Annotated in this window: 12 protein-coding genes and 2 tRNA genes; 7 read left to right on the forward strand and 7 right to left on the reverse strand. The window is 69.8% G+C overall.

The features are described from left to right. Position 1 precedes the first annotated feature (1 nt). The 3 genes from ACZ7DY_RS23360 (at position 2) to ACZ7DY_RS23370 (ending at position 1,384) form a co-directional block, all read left to right on the forward strand. Positions 2-730, forward strand: coding sequence for a DUF3566 domain-containing protein (locus ACZ7DY_RS23360; protein ID WP_471138058.1), 729 nt, complete (start codon positions 2-4; stop codon positions 728-730). A 95-nt stretch (positions 731-825) separates the two neighbouring features. Further along, positions 826-899: transfer RNA gene (locus ACZ7DY_RS23365), tRNA-Ile, on the forward strand. 236 nt (positions 900-1,135) lie between these two features. Next, positions 1,136-1,384 carry an SCO4226 family nickel-binding protein gene (locus ACZ7DY_RS23370; RefSeq protein ID WP_471138059.1) on the forward strand — a complete coding sequence of 83 codons (249 nt, stop codon included), beginning with the start codon at positions 1,136-1,138 and terminating at the stop codon, positions 1,382-1,384. A 141-nt stretch (positions 1,385-1,525) separates the two neighbouring features. Here the strand turns inward: ACZ7DY_RS23370 and ACZ7DY_RS23375 are convergent, their stop codons facing one another. Beyond that, positions 1,526-1,855 (reverse strand): DUF6344 domain-containing protein, encoded by a 330-nt coding sequence (locus tag ACZ7DY_RS23375; RefSeq protein WP_471138061.1) that lies wholly within the window; start codon positions 1,853-1,855, stop codon positions 1,526-1,528. A 332-nt stretch (positions 1,856-2,187) separates the two neighbouring features. Here ACZ7DY_RS23375 and ACZ7DY_RS23380 point away from each other — a divergent pair, with 332 nt between their 5' ends. Continuing rightward, positions 2,188-2,316 carry a DLW-39 family protein gene (locus ACZ7DY_RS23380; protein WP_003999697.1) on the forward strand — a complete coding sequence of 43 codons (129 nt, stop codon included), beginning with the start codon at positions 2,188-2,190 and terminating at the stop codon, positions 2,314-2,316. A gap of 462 nt (positions 2,317-2,778) precedes the next feature. Then, entirely contained in the window at positions 2,779-4,089 is a 1,311-nt protein-coding gene (locus ACZ7DY_RS23385) for a hypothetical protein (protein WP_471138062.1), read from the forward strand. A 12-nt stretch (positions 4,090-4,101) separates the two neighbouring features. Here the strand turns inward: ACZ7DY_RS23385 and ACZ7DY_RS23390 are convergent, their stop codons facing one another. Continuing rightward, complete coding sequence (locus tag ACZ7DY_RS23390; RefSeq protein ID WP_471138064.1) at positions 4,102-5,640, reverse strand: serine/threonine-protein kinase; 1,539 nt, start codon at positions 5,638-5,640, stop codon at positions 4,102-4,104. A gap of 49 nt (positions 5,641-5,689) precedes the next feature. Then, positions 5,690-6,238, reverse strand: coding sequence for a helix-turn-helix domain-containing protein (locus ACZ7DY_RS23395; RefSeq protein ID WP_055563954.1), 549 nt, complete (start codon positions 6,236-6,238; stop codon positions 5,690-5,692). Positions 6,239-6,419: 181 nt separating this feature from the next. Here ACZ7DY_RS23395 and ACZ7DY_RS23400 point away from each other — a divergent pair. Next, positions 6,420-6,492 (forward strand) — tRNA-Ala (locus ACZ7DY_RS23400). Positions 6,493-6,846: 354 nt separating this feature from the next. Here ACZ7DY_RS23400 and ACZ7DY_RS23405 read toward each other — a convergent pair. After that, entirely contained in the window at positions 6,847-7,659 is an 813-nt protein-coding gene (locus ACZ7DY_RS23405; protein WP_471138066.1) for a S1 family peptidase, read from the reverse strand. A gap of 195 nt (positions 7,660-7,854) precedes the next feature. Here ACZ7DY_RS23405 and ACZ7DY_RS23410 point away from each other — a divergent pair, with 195 nt between their 5' ends. Next, positions 7,855-8,799 carry a LysR family transcriptional regulator gene (locus tag ACZ7DY_RS23410; protein ID WP_471138068.1) on the forward strand — a complete coding sequence of 315 codons (945 nt, stop codon included), beginning with the start codon at positions 7,855-7,857 and terminating at the stop codon, positions 8,797-8,799. Positions 8,800-8,847: 48 nt separating this feature from the next. On the opposite strand, the gene ACZ7DY_RS23415 is transcribed toward ACZ7DY_RS23410, so the two are convergent. The 3 genes from ACZ7DY_RS23415 to ACZ7DY_RS23425 form a co-directional block, all read right to left on the reverse strand. Beyond that, entirely contained in the window at positions 8,848-10,119 is a 1,272-nt protein-coding gene (locus ACZ7DY_RS23415) for an MFS transporter (RefSeq protein WP_471138070.1), read from the reverse strand. Between the two features lie 149 nt (positions 10,120-10,268). Then, positions 10,269-11,060, reverse strand: coding sequence for a 2OG-Fe(II) oxygenase (locus ACZ7DY_RS23420; protein WP_471138071.1), 792 nt, complete (start codon positions 11,058-11,060; stop codon positions 10,269-10,271). Between the two features lie 38 nt (positions 11,061-11,098). After that, complete coding sequence (locus ACZ7DY_RS23425; RefSeq protein WP_471138072.1) at positions 11,099-12,718, reverse strand: ABC-F family ATP-binding cassette domain-containing protein; 1,620 nt, start codon at positions 12,716-12,718, stop codon at positions 11,099-11,101. Positions 12,719-12,738 lie beyond the last annotated feature (20 nt).

Consider the following 12,738-nt stretch of genomic DNA (forward strand, 5'->3'; position numbering starts at 1 on the left):
CTTGAGCGGAGCCACGGGCGCCGAGGCAAAGCGGACCGGCACTACCGGTACGGACGGTGCCCGTGGCTCCGCCACTGATGCACACGACTCGAACGAGTCTCATGGATCCCAGGGGGGGACTGTGACGGACACCCGAGGGCCGGGGACTTCTGGTCAGGCCACCGGCCAGTACGACGCCGCGTACGCGGCCGGCAAGAGCGCGCAGGGCAGCAAGAGCGCGCAGGGCGGCGGGGCGCTGCCCGGGGAGCGGCAGTCCAAGGAGCAGTCGTCCCAGCCGTACCACCCGCCGCAGGCGTACCAGCAGGGCGCGCAGGCGGGCGCGGCGCGCCGTCCGCGCACCGGGGCGCGCACCATGCCGCGCACGCGCAAGGCGCGGCTGAGGGTGGCCAAGGCCGACCCGTGGTCGGTGATGAAGGTCAGCTTCCTGCTCTCCATCGCGCTCGGCATCTGCACGATCGTCGCGGCGGCCGTCCTGTGGATGGTCATGGACGCGATGGGCGTCTTCTCCACCGTCGGCGGCACGATCTCCGAGGCCACGGGCTCGAACGAGTCCAACGGCTTCGACCTCCAGTCGTTCCTCTCCCTGCCGCGCGTCCTGATCTTCACGACGATCATCGCGGTCATCGACGTCGTCCTGGCGACCGCCCTCGCGACGCTCGGAGCCTTCATCTACAACCTCTCCGCGGGCTTCGTGGGCGGCGTCGAGCTGACCTTGGCGGAGGACGAGTAGCGGGTGCTCCCCCGCGCGCGGGCATCGATTTTGGGACTGGCGCCCAGGTGCGCTAATCTTCAGGGGTCAGCGCGCGGGACACACCGCAGCGCGGCGGGGCTATAGCTCAGTTGGTTAGAGCGCATCCCTGATAAGGATGAGGCCACAGGTTCAAATCCTGTTAGCCCCACAGACGAGAAGACCCTCGGCCGATCCGGCCGGGGGTCTTTTTTGCGGGGGTCTTTTTTCAGGTGCCGTCTGGCGTGGGGCGTGCCGGTGCCCGGTCGCCTCCGTCGCCGTACGGGCGCAGGATGGAGATAGCGGGCCGGAGTCGGCGAGTGAGGCCCTCGGGCAGCGGTTCTGGCGGCTCTCGGCGCCCGAACGCGCAGATGCGCATACGCGCATGTCGGAAGGGGGTGTGACGTCATGTCCCAGTTCATGGACGTCCACCACGGGATGACGGGCATCACGGCCGACCAGTTGAAACAGGCTCATCAGGCCGACCTCGCCATCGAGAACGAAGAAGGCGTCCACTTCGAAAAAGCCTGGGCGGACCCGAAGTCCGGCACGGTCTACTGCCTCTCCGAGGCACCGTCGGCCGACGCCGTCCAACGGATCCACGAACGCGCCGGCCACCGGGCCGACGAGGTCCACGAGGTTCCTTTGACCGTGTAGACGGTGTAGACGGATTCACGCGCCGTGTCTTGTCGCGCGGGGCGCGGGCGCGCGGGCGCGCGTACGAGAAGACCCCCGGCCTGTGTGGCCGGGGGCCTTCTGGGGTTCTGGAGGGCGGGTGCCCTGGGTGGGGGTCCGGGGTTACGGCTCCGCGGCGAGCCCCGGTTCGTTCGCGGTGGTGTCAGCCTCGGCTTCCGTGTCCGACGGGGGCAGGTGCCGGCAGCTGGGGGACGAGCCATGGGCCTCGGCGCGGATGCGCTGCTTCATCGTCGGCGGCAAGGACCGTTCGTACGCGGCCGACCAGAGCGCCGTCATCGGCGTGGGTGCGCACACCGTGGCGTTGCGTGCGTTCGTGGTCTCCTGCGTCGGCGTGGCCGCCGTCGCCGTCGTGGTGAGTCCCAGCGCGGCGAAGAGCGCGAGGAATGCGGTGACGATCGTGGTCCACAGCTTCATGGCCTTGTTGCCGGTCATGGCCCCTCAATTCGGGTCGGTCGGTGCATTTCGGGTTGGGCGATTTGCGTACTTTCCTCATGATGTGTATGCGGGACCGAGAGTGGGGGACCGACGCTCGCGTGGCGTCGATGTTCAGATGAACACCACCCGGATGGCCCCAAGGGCGCCGAGAAGGGGGCAAAGCGGCGAAAGTCACAGTCGGACCGCTTCTGTGCGGAGTTTCTGGGTCCGTTTCGACTGCTGTACGCGGGGCGGGAGTTGAGGCGGATCCAGGTCACCGATCGGTATCGCTCGGTGTGTATAGTCGGGCGCCAGAAGTCCCCTACGTCAAGGAAAGACGAGGTCGCGCGGTGAAGAAGCTTCTCCTGGTCGCACTGGCCGCCATCGGCGGGCTCCTCGTGTACCGCCAGATCCAGGCGGATCGCGCCGAGCAGGATCTGTGGACGGAGGCGACTGACTCCGTGCCCACGGGTTCGTGAGTATCGACGACAGTCACTTCACAGGCCCCGGTCGCATTTGCGGCCGGGGCTTTGTGCTGCTTGGGGGGCGGGTGGGCTGGAGTGCCGCTCGACTTCTGGTGGGGCGGGTGTGGTCATGGTGCGGAGGGTGCAGTGAGGCCCCGCATGGCCGATGGGTCCCGAAATTCGCGTAAGTAAATTAGTTGATTGCTGAAGCGAATGTGTGTGGGGGGCGGGGGTGGCGTGGGGGACGTAGGTGGCGTGGGTGGCGTGGGTGGGGCGGTGACGGTCTCGCGGTGGTGTCCGCGGGGTGTTCGCGTGGTGTCGTGCGGGCAGGACGGTCGGGACGGGTGGGACGACTGAGTTCGCGACAAGGGGTGGCGCGTGATGGGGCGCGTGATCGGGCGCGTGGGACGCGTGAGCGGGGTGTTGGCGTCGGGGGCCGCGTTGTGTGTGGCGATGGCCCTTCCGGGGGTGGCTGGGGTGGCCGGGGCTGCTGGGCCCGTGCGGGGGCCGAGCCCTTACGCCTTCGCCGAGGACGCCGAGACCGTCGAGGGCGCGACGAACAACGTCGAAGGACCACGCCTCAGCCCCGGGAAGACGTACAGAAGTGGCCTCCCGCGCGTGGGACAGCGTTTCTACCGTCTGGAGCTGACGGCGACAGAGAGTGCGTACGTCTCCGTCACCGCTGTCCCGAAGCCCGGTACCCAGGTGTCGTACGCCGACGGGGTCAAGGTCCGTCTCCAGGACGCCGACGGCAACAACTGCAGCCCTGTGGAAGCGGAAGAGGCCCGTTTCGGCTCTTCGGAGAGCCCTCGCCCGATCACGGCCACGGCGGTGCGCAGGGTCGGTCCCGATGAGAAGAGCTGCGCGAGAGCCGGCACCTATTACGTGCTCGTCGAGCGGACGAGGGCCTCCACGACCTCTCAGGACGTCTGGGACCTGGAACTTCACGTCGCGTCAGAACCCTTGCCGCGGACGGACGGTGCGACGGCGCCGCCGGAGTCGTGGGACTCCGCCACCCCTGCCCTGCCGTCGGGCGAGCGGAGGATGCGCGAGGGCGGCGCGAGCTTCGGCCGGGCCCGCGGACTGGAGAAGGGGGTGTGGGGCGCCGCGATAGAGCCCGGCGAGACGCTCTTCTACCGCGTGCCGGTCGACTGGGGGCAGCAGCTCGCGGTCGCCGCCGAGCTGGGCAGTTCGGGCGGGGGAGCGGATGACACGGTGCGCGGAACAAGGCGGGGGACGCGTTACGTCTCGTCCGCGTTGGTCATGTCGCTGGCCAACCCCGTGCGCGCCGAGGTGGAGGACGCCGACGTGGCGTACGACGGCAAGCAGAAGTCGGCCGCCCTGGACCCGCTGCCGCCGGTCGCGTACGAGAACCGGTTCGCCCTCACCGACGAGGTGTCCGCGATGAGGTTCGCCGGTTGGTACTACCTGTCGGTCCACCTGAGCCCGCAGGTCGCGGAGAAGTTCGGCGCCGCCCCGCTGGAACTGACGCTGCGTGTGGACGTCGACGGCTCGCCCCGGCCGGGCCCGGCATACGTGGGCTCTCCCGTGCCCGCCGACGACTTCGGAGTCACGGAGCGGGACGCGGAGGCGGCCAGGCGCGGGGAGACGGCGGCCGAGGGCGGTTCGGATTCGGGGTCGGGTTCAAGTTCGGGTTCGGCGGGTGATGACGATCGGCTGATGGTGTTGGTCGCGGCGGGGGGTATCGGGGCCGGGGTGATGCTGCTGGGGATTCTCGGTGTGTGGACGCTGATCGCCCGACGCAGGGCGTCGACCGCGGGGTCCTGACCGGACGGGGCGTCAGAGCTGGGTGAGTGCCCAGAAGCCCGTCGTGAGGCAGGCCAGCGCGACGAGCAGCATCGGGACCGCCACCTTCGCGGGCGGGCCGGGGCGCTTTGGCGAGCTGGGGCGGGTGGCCGGGGCGGCCTGTGGGACCTGAGGGCTCTGTGGGGCCTGCGGGGTCCGGGAGATCCCTGGGGCGGAGTAGCTCGTCACGCCGGGCTGCGGAATCGGGTGGCTGAGGGGCGGAACCTGATCCGGGTGAGCGGTGTATGGATAAGTAGAGGCTGGTGCAGCGGGCGTCACGGCTGGTGCGGGGCCGTGGTGGGCGGGAGTGACCTGATGGGGGGAGGACACGTGCGTAGGTTGAGGCGTGGGTGGAGGCGTTGGGTCAGGTGCAAGGGCCCGCGCGGGAGCCTGCTGGGGCATCGGCGTGGGGGGAGTGGACGGCTGCGGAGGCTGTGGGGGCTGGGGCGGTGTCGCCACGGGGGGCCTCGCGGGCGGCCGTGCGGGAGGGAGCGGGACCACGGCGGGAGCAGGGCCGGGAGCGACCGGCGGTGGCGCTGGAGTCGGTATGGGAGGTGGCGTCGGCGTGGCCGTCCAGTGCGTGCCGGATGTCTCGCGGCCGCCGGGCGCCGGGCGCGCGTGACGTGGTGGGCCGGTACGGGACGCGGTCGGTGCGAGGGGACCGTCCGGGCCGAAACCGGCGGGCAGCGGCGGGAGTTGGTCGAAGATCTCGATGAGCTCGTCGTCGGGCCCGGGCTCGGGCAGCATGTCCGAGGCGGAGGCCAGCGCCTTGCGGGCCCCCGTGGCGGTACGGAAGCGGGCCTGGGGGTCCGGCTGGAGAAGCGTGGCGATGACCTGCCACAGCGGTTCGGGTATGCCCTGCGGGGCCCGGGGCGTGCCGTGCTCGGCGAAGTACTCGATCAGCGCCTTGGCGTCCGGTTTCGCGCCCTCCAGGAGATAGAGGGCGACAAGGCCGACGGCGAAGAGGTCGGCGGTGAACTCGGGCTCGGCGCCCAGCATTTGCTCGGGCGCGAAGTAGCCCGGCGTGCCCACGACATAGTCGGTCTCGGTCAGCCGCGGCTCGCCCTTGCGCATCGAGATGCCGAAGTCGGACAGGCGCAGATGAGGGCGCCCGGCGCCGGTGGCCTCCAAGAGAACGTTGGCCGGCTTGATGTCACGGTGGACGACGCCCTCGGCGTGGACGGCCGCGAGGCCGGAGAGGAGCTGGTCGAGGAGGGTGCAGACGAAGGAGGGTGGCAGAGGGCCGTAATCCCCGATCACATGCACCAGCGAGCCGCCGCCGATCAGGTCCATGGTGAAAAGGACCTTGTCGTCGTCGGCGGCCCAGCTGGCGGGCGCGAGCACATGGGGGTGGTCGATCCGCAGTGCCTGCTCCCGCACGAACCTCAACAGGGAGTGCGCGTCCCTCTGTTGCAGGACTTTGGCGGCCACATACCGGTGCCGCCGATGGTCCCAGGAGCGCCAGACCGCTCCGACTCCCCCGTGTCCGATCGGGTCGACCAGTTCGTACCGGCCGGCGAAGACCTCACCCATGGTCGCGCTCCGCTCCCCTTCCGGGCCGCGCGGCGGCCCGGTCGACGGCTCAGCTCTGGTGCGCCTCGTAATGGGCGACCGCGTCCGCGGTGCGCCCGGCGCCGTACACCCGGAGGAACTCTGCCAGTTCCGGATGGGTCGGGGCGAGGGAGTCGGCGGCATCGATGATGTCGCCGGCCGCCGCGACGGAGCGCAGCAGCGACTGGATCTCGCGCACCACGCGCTTGACCGTGGGGGCGCCCGAACTGGTCGCCGTCTGTGAGGTGTTGGTGAGCACGGAGCCGCCCTGGGACTTCTTGATCTCGTCCATGCGGTCGGTGGCCTCGGCGGCGCTCACGCTGCCGTCGGCGACCTGGCCCGCCAGTTCCTGAAGGAGCTGGACGCGCTGGACGACGGCGGGGTTGCCGATCTTGGCCCGCTGGCCGCTCATCAGCTGGGAGAGCATGGGCGCGGACAGGCCGAGGACCCCGGCGAGGCGGGCCTGGTTCAGGCCCAGATCATCGATGAGGCGACGGAAGAGCGCCCCCAGCGGCTCCCCGTACCAGTTCCGCTGGAGCTCTCGTGCTCTCGCGGTGGTGTCTTGCTGTGCGGCGTCCATTGCGTCTCCCCATCGCTTCCCCTAAGACCGCGGTTCGCTGCCGCGAACCACGTCGTGCATCTTACGGAGCGTGGTCGTCGACCGGGACCCCCAATCCTTTTGCGAGATCCGGGGGGTGACCCGGTACTCTGGTCTGCGATGCACGCCGGGAGGTGATTCTTCCGGTCCGAGGTGTCACCTCGGGGCCTTAGCTCAGTTGGTAGAGCGCTGTCTTTGCATGGCAGATGTCAGGGGTTCGACTCCCCTAGGCTCCACATCGAGAGAGGCCCTCTGACCTGCGGAAACGCAGGCCAGAGGGCCTCTCTGTGTTCGTCACGCCGGCCCGATCTGATTCTCCGTGCCCGCCCCGGCCTCACCGTCATGTGGAGGGCCGGCGGGGCCCGCGGCGGCGACCAGGAGCCGGAAGCCCTCGAGGACTCAGACGCGGCCGAGCGATTCCGGGACTTCGTGAACAGATCTGGACAGCAGAGCCGCACCTGGACTCAGGGTGAAGGCACCGTTGCCGACCGTCGTCGTGCGGAGACGAAGAAGGTCGAGGACGGGTTCGTCGTCACCCACAAGCTGGACCGGGTGCTACGGCCCCGAGCCAGGACCCGGTGGGGGAATGGTCAGCCGTTGGCTGTCTGGGACCTGATCCAGTCGGCGTAGGTGGCAGTGGCGGTGTACGAACTGACGGACTGACGGTTGCTGGTGGAGGCCACCCCGACCACCGAACCGGCCACCATGGCGGGGCCGCCGGAGTCTCCACCGGCCGCGACGCCGTTGAGGTATTGGAGCTGCAAGGCGGTGCCGCCGGAGTGATCTTGGCTGAAGCCCGTCATGCGCATCGTCGCGGTCTTCAGGACGGGCGACTGGCAGGCGCCCTCATCGCCCCGGCAGGTGGCGCCCCAGCCGTAGATGGAGACGGTCGAACCGACCTGTGGGGAGGCGGCTGCGAGACGGGCGGGGGTGTTGCTGACCTGCTGGTCGAGCCGGACCATCGCCAGGTCGGCCGATGGGTGCACGGTGATCCGGGAGGCGGCGGCCACGGTTCCGCCGCTTTCCGCGTAGGTGCTGCCGATCCGGAAGGTGTACCTACCGGGGGCGTCGACGCAGTGCTTGGCGGTCAGGATGTAGCGGGATGCCACCAGGGTGGACGTGCACACTCCCCTGTCGTTCCGGAGCACGCGGGCGTGGTACGGCTGCGCCTGGGTCTCACTGCCGCCAATGATCGGCCTTGCTTTGCCCGACATCGGCGCCACGGACGACGCACCGCCGGGGGCTCCGCTCGTGGCCGCGCGGGCGGCGGAGTTGATGGTGCCCGGCCGGGCATCGACCGGAGCCGGGGCGGCCGTCGCGGGGCCCGCGGTGACCAGGGCGGCGGCGGAAGCCAGACCGAGGACGCCGGTGGTTATGCGCGAGGACGGGACAGGAAACTTCATGGGGGTCCCTGACTGTTGTTGCGGTGTGGAGGGGTACGCGACGAGTGTGCGGTCGGCGTATCGCGGCCGGGAGAATGCGATCAACGGATAGCCCACGGCTATCCACCGGCCCGGCGGCGCCTGCCGCGCAGCGAGTCCGATCCATGGTGGTCAAGGGCTGGCCGTGGGGTGGTGGCGCCCATACGATCACCGCCCATGGAACTGGAGATGCGTCATCTGCAGGTGGTGTGCGCGGTCGCTGACCACGGCAGTCTGCACAAGGCCGCCCGCGCGCTCGGGGTGGCGCAGCCCACCGTGACCGCGCAGCTGCTCCGCATCGAACGGGCTCTGGGCGGGCAGTTGTTCATTCGCCACCAGGAGGGCAGCCGCCCCACCGAGTTCGGGCAGCAGCTTCTGGCCCGGGCCCGTCCCCTGGTGAGCGAGATGACGGCGCTGACCGCCGAGATGCGGGCCGCGGCCGCCCGCGCCGCTCAAGCGCCGCGCATCGGTTCCATCATCAGTCGCGCCGTGTCCGGTTGGACAAGCCGACTGCACCGCCGCTACCCCGGCGCGAGACCCTCCGTCCAGACCGAGGTGTCTCCCGATGTCCTGCTCAGGTTGCTGGCCACCGGGCAGCTCGACATCGTGTTCGTCTACGAGGCGGAGGGCGCCCCCCTGCGTTTTCCCCCGGGGGTGCGCCAACGTGTCCTCGTCGAACGTGAGCCCTTGTGCCTGGTTCTTCCCGAACACCACCCGCTGGCCGCCCGTACCACCGTCCGGCTGGAGGACCTGGGAGACGAGCAGTGGGTGCTGAATTCGGAGGCGGACGACGAATGGGAGAGCGCCTGCCGGACCCTGCGCGCGGCCGGATTGTCCCCTCGCCTGTCGCACGGGGACTACACCACCTCACTCCTGCTGGTCTCGGCCGGCCAAGCCATCACACTTGCGCAGGCCACCGCGTCAGGGGGCCACGGCATGGTGGTCCGCCAGATGGAGGGCGAACCACTGGTGCAACGGTGGCTGCTGGTGGCACGCGGCGCAGCCGACCTTGACGCCGTCTATGAGGATCTGGTGGAGGCCTACCGCGAAACGGCCGAAACGGCACCGGCCTACCCGGCAGCCACGCTTCTCACCATCGGTCGGCCGACGCCGCCGGCGTGACCGCATCCGAGCGGGGCCGGACACCCTCGATGAATACCGTCGATCCGGTCAGGACGCCCCCACCGGCTCGGCCTCATTCACGTCGTACGTACTGAGGTGGCGGTTGAAGACGACCCAGGCGACGGAGGTCGCGAGTCCGCAGGCCGCGATGATCAGGGCCGCGGTGGGGCTGAGGAACTGGGAGAGGGTGCCGCCCACGATCGCGCCGATGGGTTCGAAGCCCAGCGTCGTGAAGCGCATGGCGGAGGTGACCTGGCCGATCATGTGCGACGGCGTCACCATCTGCTTGATCGTCTCGCTCATGACCAGGTTCACGACGATGGCGAAGCTCCACAGGAACATGCCGGCCGCCACGGCGAGGAACTGCAGGAGGGAGGAGCCGAGCAGTTCGGAGCCGGGGACGAGGAACGCGCCGGCGGTGGGCACGATCAGGGACAGGACGTAGAGGAGCTTGGTCTTCACCTTGCTCATGAACGAGGAGGCGGCCGTCGCCGACAGCACGCCGCCGAGTCCGCCGGCCGCGCTCGACAGGCCGACGAGGAGGGGGCTGAAGCCCAGCTCCTTGACGACGTAGAAGGTGTAGACGGCGAAGAACATCGCGGTGAAGAAGTTGAAGTGGGCCGCGGAGACGATCACCGGTCGCAGGACGCGGTGGGAGAAGGCCCAGGTGAAGCCGGACAGGGCGCCCTTGACGGTCTCCTGCTCGGCCTCGGCCTCGTCCTCGCCCTCGCCGGAATCCTCCGCGATCTTCTTCGTGCTCTCCCCCGACCTGAGCAGCAGCACCGTGCTCGCGACGTAGCTGCAGACGTCGGCGACCAGGGCCAGCGGCGCCCCCAGCGCCTGGACGAGGAGGCCGCCCAGGCCCGGTCCCGCGACCTCGCTGACGGCGGTGCTGCCCTCCATATACGAGTTGATCTTCGGGAGGTGGCGGCGTTCGAACGTCATCACCACGTGGGAGGAGAGGGCGGAGTCGTACAGGAGGGTGAGGGCCCCGACGAGGAAGATGGTGACGAAGAGCAGGGGGATGCTCAGCAGGTCGAGCGCGTAGGCCACCGGGATCAGGCCGATCAGCAGCAGGCGGAGGACGTTCGCCGTCACCATGACCGACCTGCGCGGATAGCGGTCGGCGGTCATGCCGACCCACAACCCGAGGAACAGCACGGCCAGCGATTCGGCGCTGCCGAGCAGCCCCATCTCGAACGCGGAGGCATCGAGGGTCCCCAGGGCGAGCAGCGGGATGATGACCACGCTGGCCTGGGTTCCGAACAGGGATACGGTCTGGGCAGTCCACAAGTTTCTGAAGCTGCTGTCTTTGAGCACGTCGAACTCCTGGCGGCACGCCGGTAGATCTGATGAAAGCGGTGGTGGACATCACCGCACGGCTCTGCCCGTGGTGGCCAGAGCCGTGCGGTGATCAATGGTCGGCCGCCGGTGGCTCGTCGCGTGGGCCGTCGTCCGAAAAGGGGCCGCTATTTGGCCGTGCCGAAGTGGACGGCGGTGGAGTAGCGCACCCAGGACCGCGAGCGGATCCGGCACACGCTGTGGTGGTACCCGGGGTTGATCCGCAGGAGCGCCACCCGCCCCTGCTCGGGCTGGGTGGTGAGGGCCGCGCCGCTCGGCGCCTCGACCACCAGTTCGCCTCCGTCGCCCGCGGTCCACCCGGGCGAGAGGAAGAAGACGAGGCCGAAGCGCCGGTCGTCGAAGGTGTCGGAGTGGCGCCGCAGATAGTGGTCGGCCTCGTACTTGGCGATGTCGGCCGAGCGGAAGGAGACGCGCTCGCCGAAGGCCGACGAGAAAGCGTCGGCCACCTTCGGGCTCTTGAGCGCGGATATGAACGCCCGGATCCCCAGGGCGTCCTGCGGGATGTCGCGCAGGCAGCCGCTGCGCGAGAAGCGCCGCTCGGGGGCGGCCGCGGCGAACTCCGCCTCGTCGGCCGGCTTCACGTTGTCGTCGGGGGTGAGCAGCCAGTGCTCCGTGGCCCAGGTCGACAGGGCGGACAGCTCGGAGAGGAGCGGATGCGTCACGTCCGCGGGCAGCAGGGGCAGGCTGGTGGCCGGCGCGTCGCCGCCCGCCCGCAACTGACCGAGCGCCTCCGTCACGGGGGCCGTGGTCAGCAGGTCGATGGTCCTGCTGTGCAGGGCGATCGCCGCGTCCCTGCTCATGCGGTCCGCGCTCATGTGGTTCGCGCTCGTGTGGTCAGCGCTCATGTGGTCCGCGCTCTTGTGGTCCGCGACGGAAGTCGTCTGCGCCGATTCCTGCATCTTGCGTCTCCTTCGGTCGGTGGGGCCACGCCAAGGGATCAGCGGGCTCTGGTCACCCGGGTCTCGTCCCAGACCGGTTCCTGCGTCTGCACCACTTCGCCGTCGGAACGGAAGAGGAGGAAGCGGTTGAAGGAGCTCGCGAGCCAGCGGTCGTGGGTGACCACGACGACCGTGCCGTTGAACTCCTCGATGGCCTGTTGCAGTGCTTCGGCCGAGACCAGGTCGAGGTTGTCCGTCGGCTCGTCGAGCAGCAGCAGCGTCGCGCCGCCGAGCTCCAGGAGCAGGATCTGGAAACGGGCCTGCTGTCCGCCGGAGAGCGTCTCGAAGCGCTGGTCCGCCGAGCCCGCCAGTTCGTACCGCGAGAGCATGCCCGCGGCGGCCCCGCGGTCCATCCCCTCGCGGATGCCTTCGCCGCGGCCCATGATCTCCACGAGCGTCTTGCCGACCCACTCCGGATGCTGGTGGGTCTGGGTGAAGAAGCCCGGCACGACCCGTGCGCCAAGCCGCCAGGAGCCCGTGTGGTCCACGTCCTGGCCGGCCAGGAGCTTCAGGAGGTGGCTCTTGCCCGAGCCGTTCGACCCGAGCACCGCGACGCGGTCCCCGAGGAAGACCTCCAGGTCGAACGGTTTCATCAGGCCGGTCAGTTCCAGCTGCTCACAGGTGATGACGCGGGTTCCGGTACGTCCGCCGGTCAGGCGGGGGACCACGCGCTGCTCCCTGGGCAGTTCGGGCGGGCGGCCGGCCTCCTCGTACTTGCGCAGCCGGGTCTGGGCGGCGCGGTAGCGGGGCGCCATGGCGGCGCTGATCTTGGCCTGCTCGCCGAGGGTGTGCACCAGGTCCTTGAGCCGCTCGTGCTCCTCGTCCCAGCGGCGGTGCAGCTCGGCGAGCCGCTCGCGACGAGCCTGGCGGGCTTCTTTCCAGCCGGCGAAGGAGCCGCCGTGCACCCAGGTGCTGCGGCCTTCGAGGGCGACGATCTTCGTGGCGACGTTGCCGAGCAGGGCGCGGTCGTGGCTGACCAGCAGGACGGCCTTGTCGGTGGTGCGCAGCTGCTCTTCGAGCCAGCGCTTGCCCGGTACGTCCAGGTAGTTGTCCGGCTCGTCGAGGATGAGCACCTGTTCGCGGCCGCGCAGCAGCGCTTCCAGGACGAGGCGCTTCTGCTCGCCGCCGGAGAGGGTGTTGACGTCGCGGAAGCGGGCGCGGTCGAAGGGCATGCCGAGCGCGGCCGTGGTCACCACGTCCCAGAGCACCTCGATCTCGTAACCGCCGGCCTCGCCCCAGGTGCCCAGCGCCTCGGCGTACCGCATCTGGGTGGCCTCGTCGTCGCGCTCCATCAGTTCGAGTTCGAGGGCGTCTATGTCGGCCGCGGCCGCGGCGATCCGCTCGGGGGCGGCGGCGAGGAGCAGGTCGCGCACGGTCGATCCGTCACGGACCGATCCGATGAACTGGGGCATCATCGCCAGCCCGCCCTGGACGTTGACGGTGCCCGCGCGCGGCTTGAGCCGCATTCCCGCGACGTTCACCAGGGTGGTCTTTCCCGCGCCGTTGTGACCGATGAGCGCCGCGACCTCCCCCGCACCCACGGAGAAGCTGACTTCTTGGAACAGTGTCCGCCCGTCGGCGAGATTGCACTGGACACCGTTGAATTCAAGGAATCCCATGATTCTGTGCTTCGTTCTCT

The sequence above is a fragment of the Streptomyces sp. NPDC037013 genome (assembly GCF_055607265.1).

Excerpts from the sequence above, each read along its gene's own strand:
- ACZ7DY_RS23410 (WP_471138068.1), top strand. The coding sequence starts at position 7,855 with ATGGAACTGGAGATGCGTCATCTGCAGGTGGTGTGCGCGGTCGCTGAC.
- ACZ7DY_RS23395 (WP_055563954.1), bottom strand. The coding sequence starts at position 6,238 with ATGGACGCCGCACAGCAAGACACCACCGCGAGAGCACGAGAGCTCCAG.
- ACZ7DY_RS23405 (WP_471138066.1), bottom strand. The coding sequence starts at position 7,659 with ATGAAGTTTCCTGTCCCGTCCTCGCGCATAACCACCGGCGTCCTCGGT.
- ACZ7DY_RS23370 (WP_471138059.1), top strand. The coding sequence starts at position 1,136 with ATGTCCCAGTTCATGGACGTCCACCACGGGATGACGGGCATCACGGCC.
- ACZ7DY_RS23390 (WP_471138064.1), bottom strand. The coding sequence starts at position 5,640 with ATGGGTGAGGTCTTCGCCGGCCGGTACGAACTGGTCGACCCGATCGGA.
- ACZ7DY_RS23420 (WP_471138071.1), bottom strand. The coding sequence starts at position 11,060 with ATGCAGGAATCGGCGCAGACGACTTCCGTCGCGGACCACAAGAGCGCG.
- ACZ7DY_RS23375 (WP_471138061.1), bottom strand. The coding sequence starts at position 1,855 with ATGACCGGCAACAAGGCCATGAAGCTGTGGACCACGATCGTCACCGCA.
- ACZ7DY_RS23425 (WP_471138072.1), bottom strand. The coding sequence starts at position 12,718 with ATGGGATTCCTTGAATTCAACGGTGTCCAGTGCAATCTCGCCGACGGG.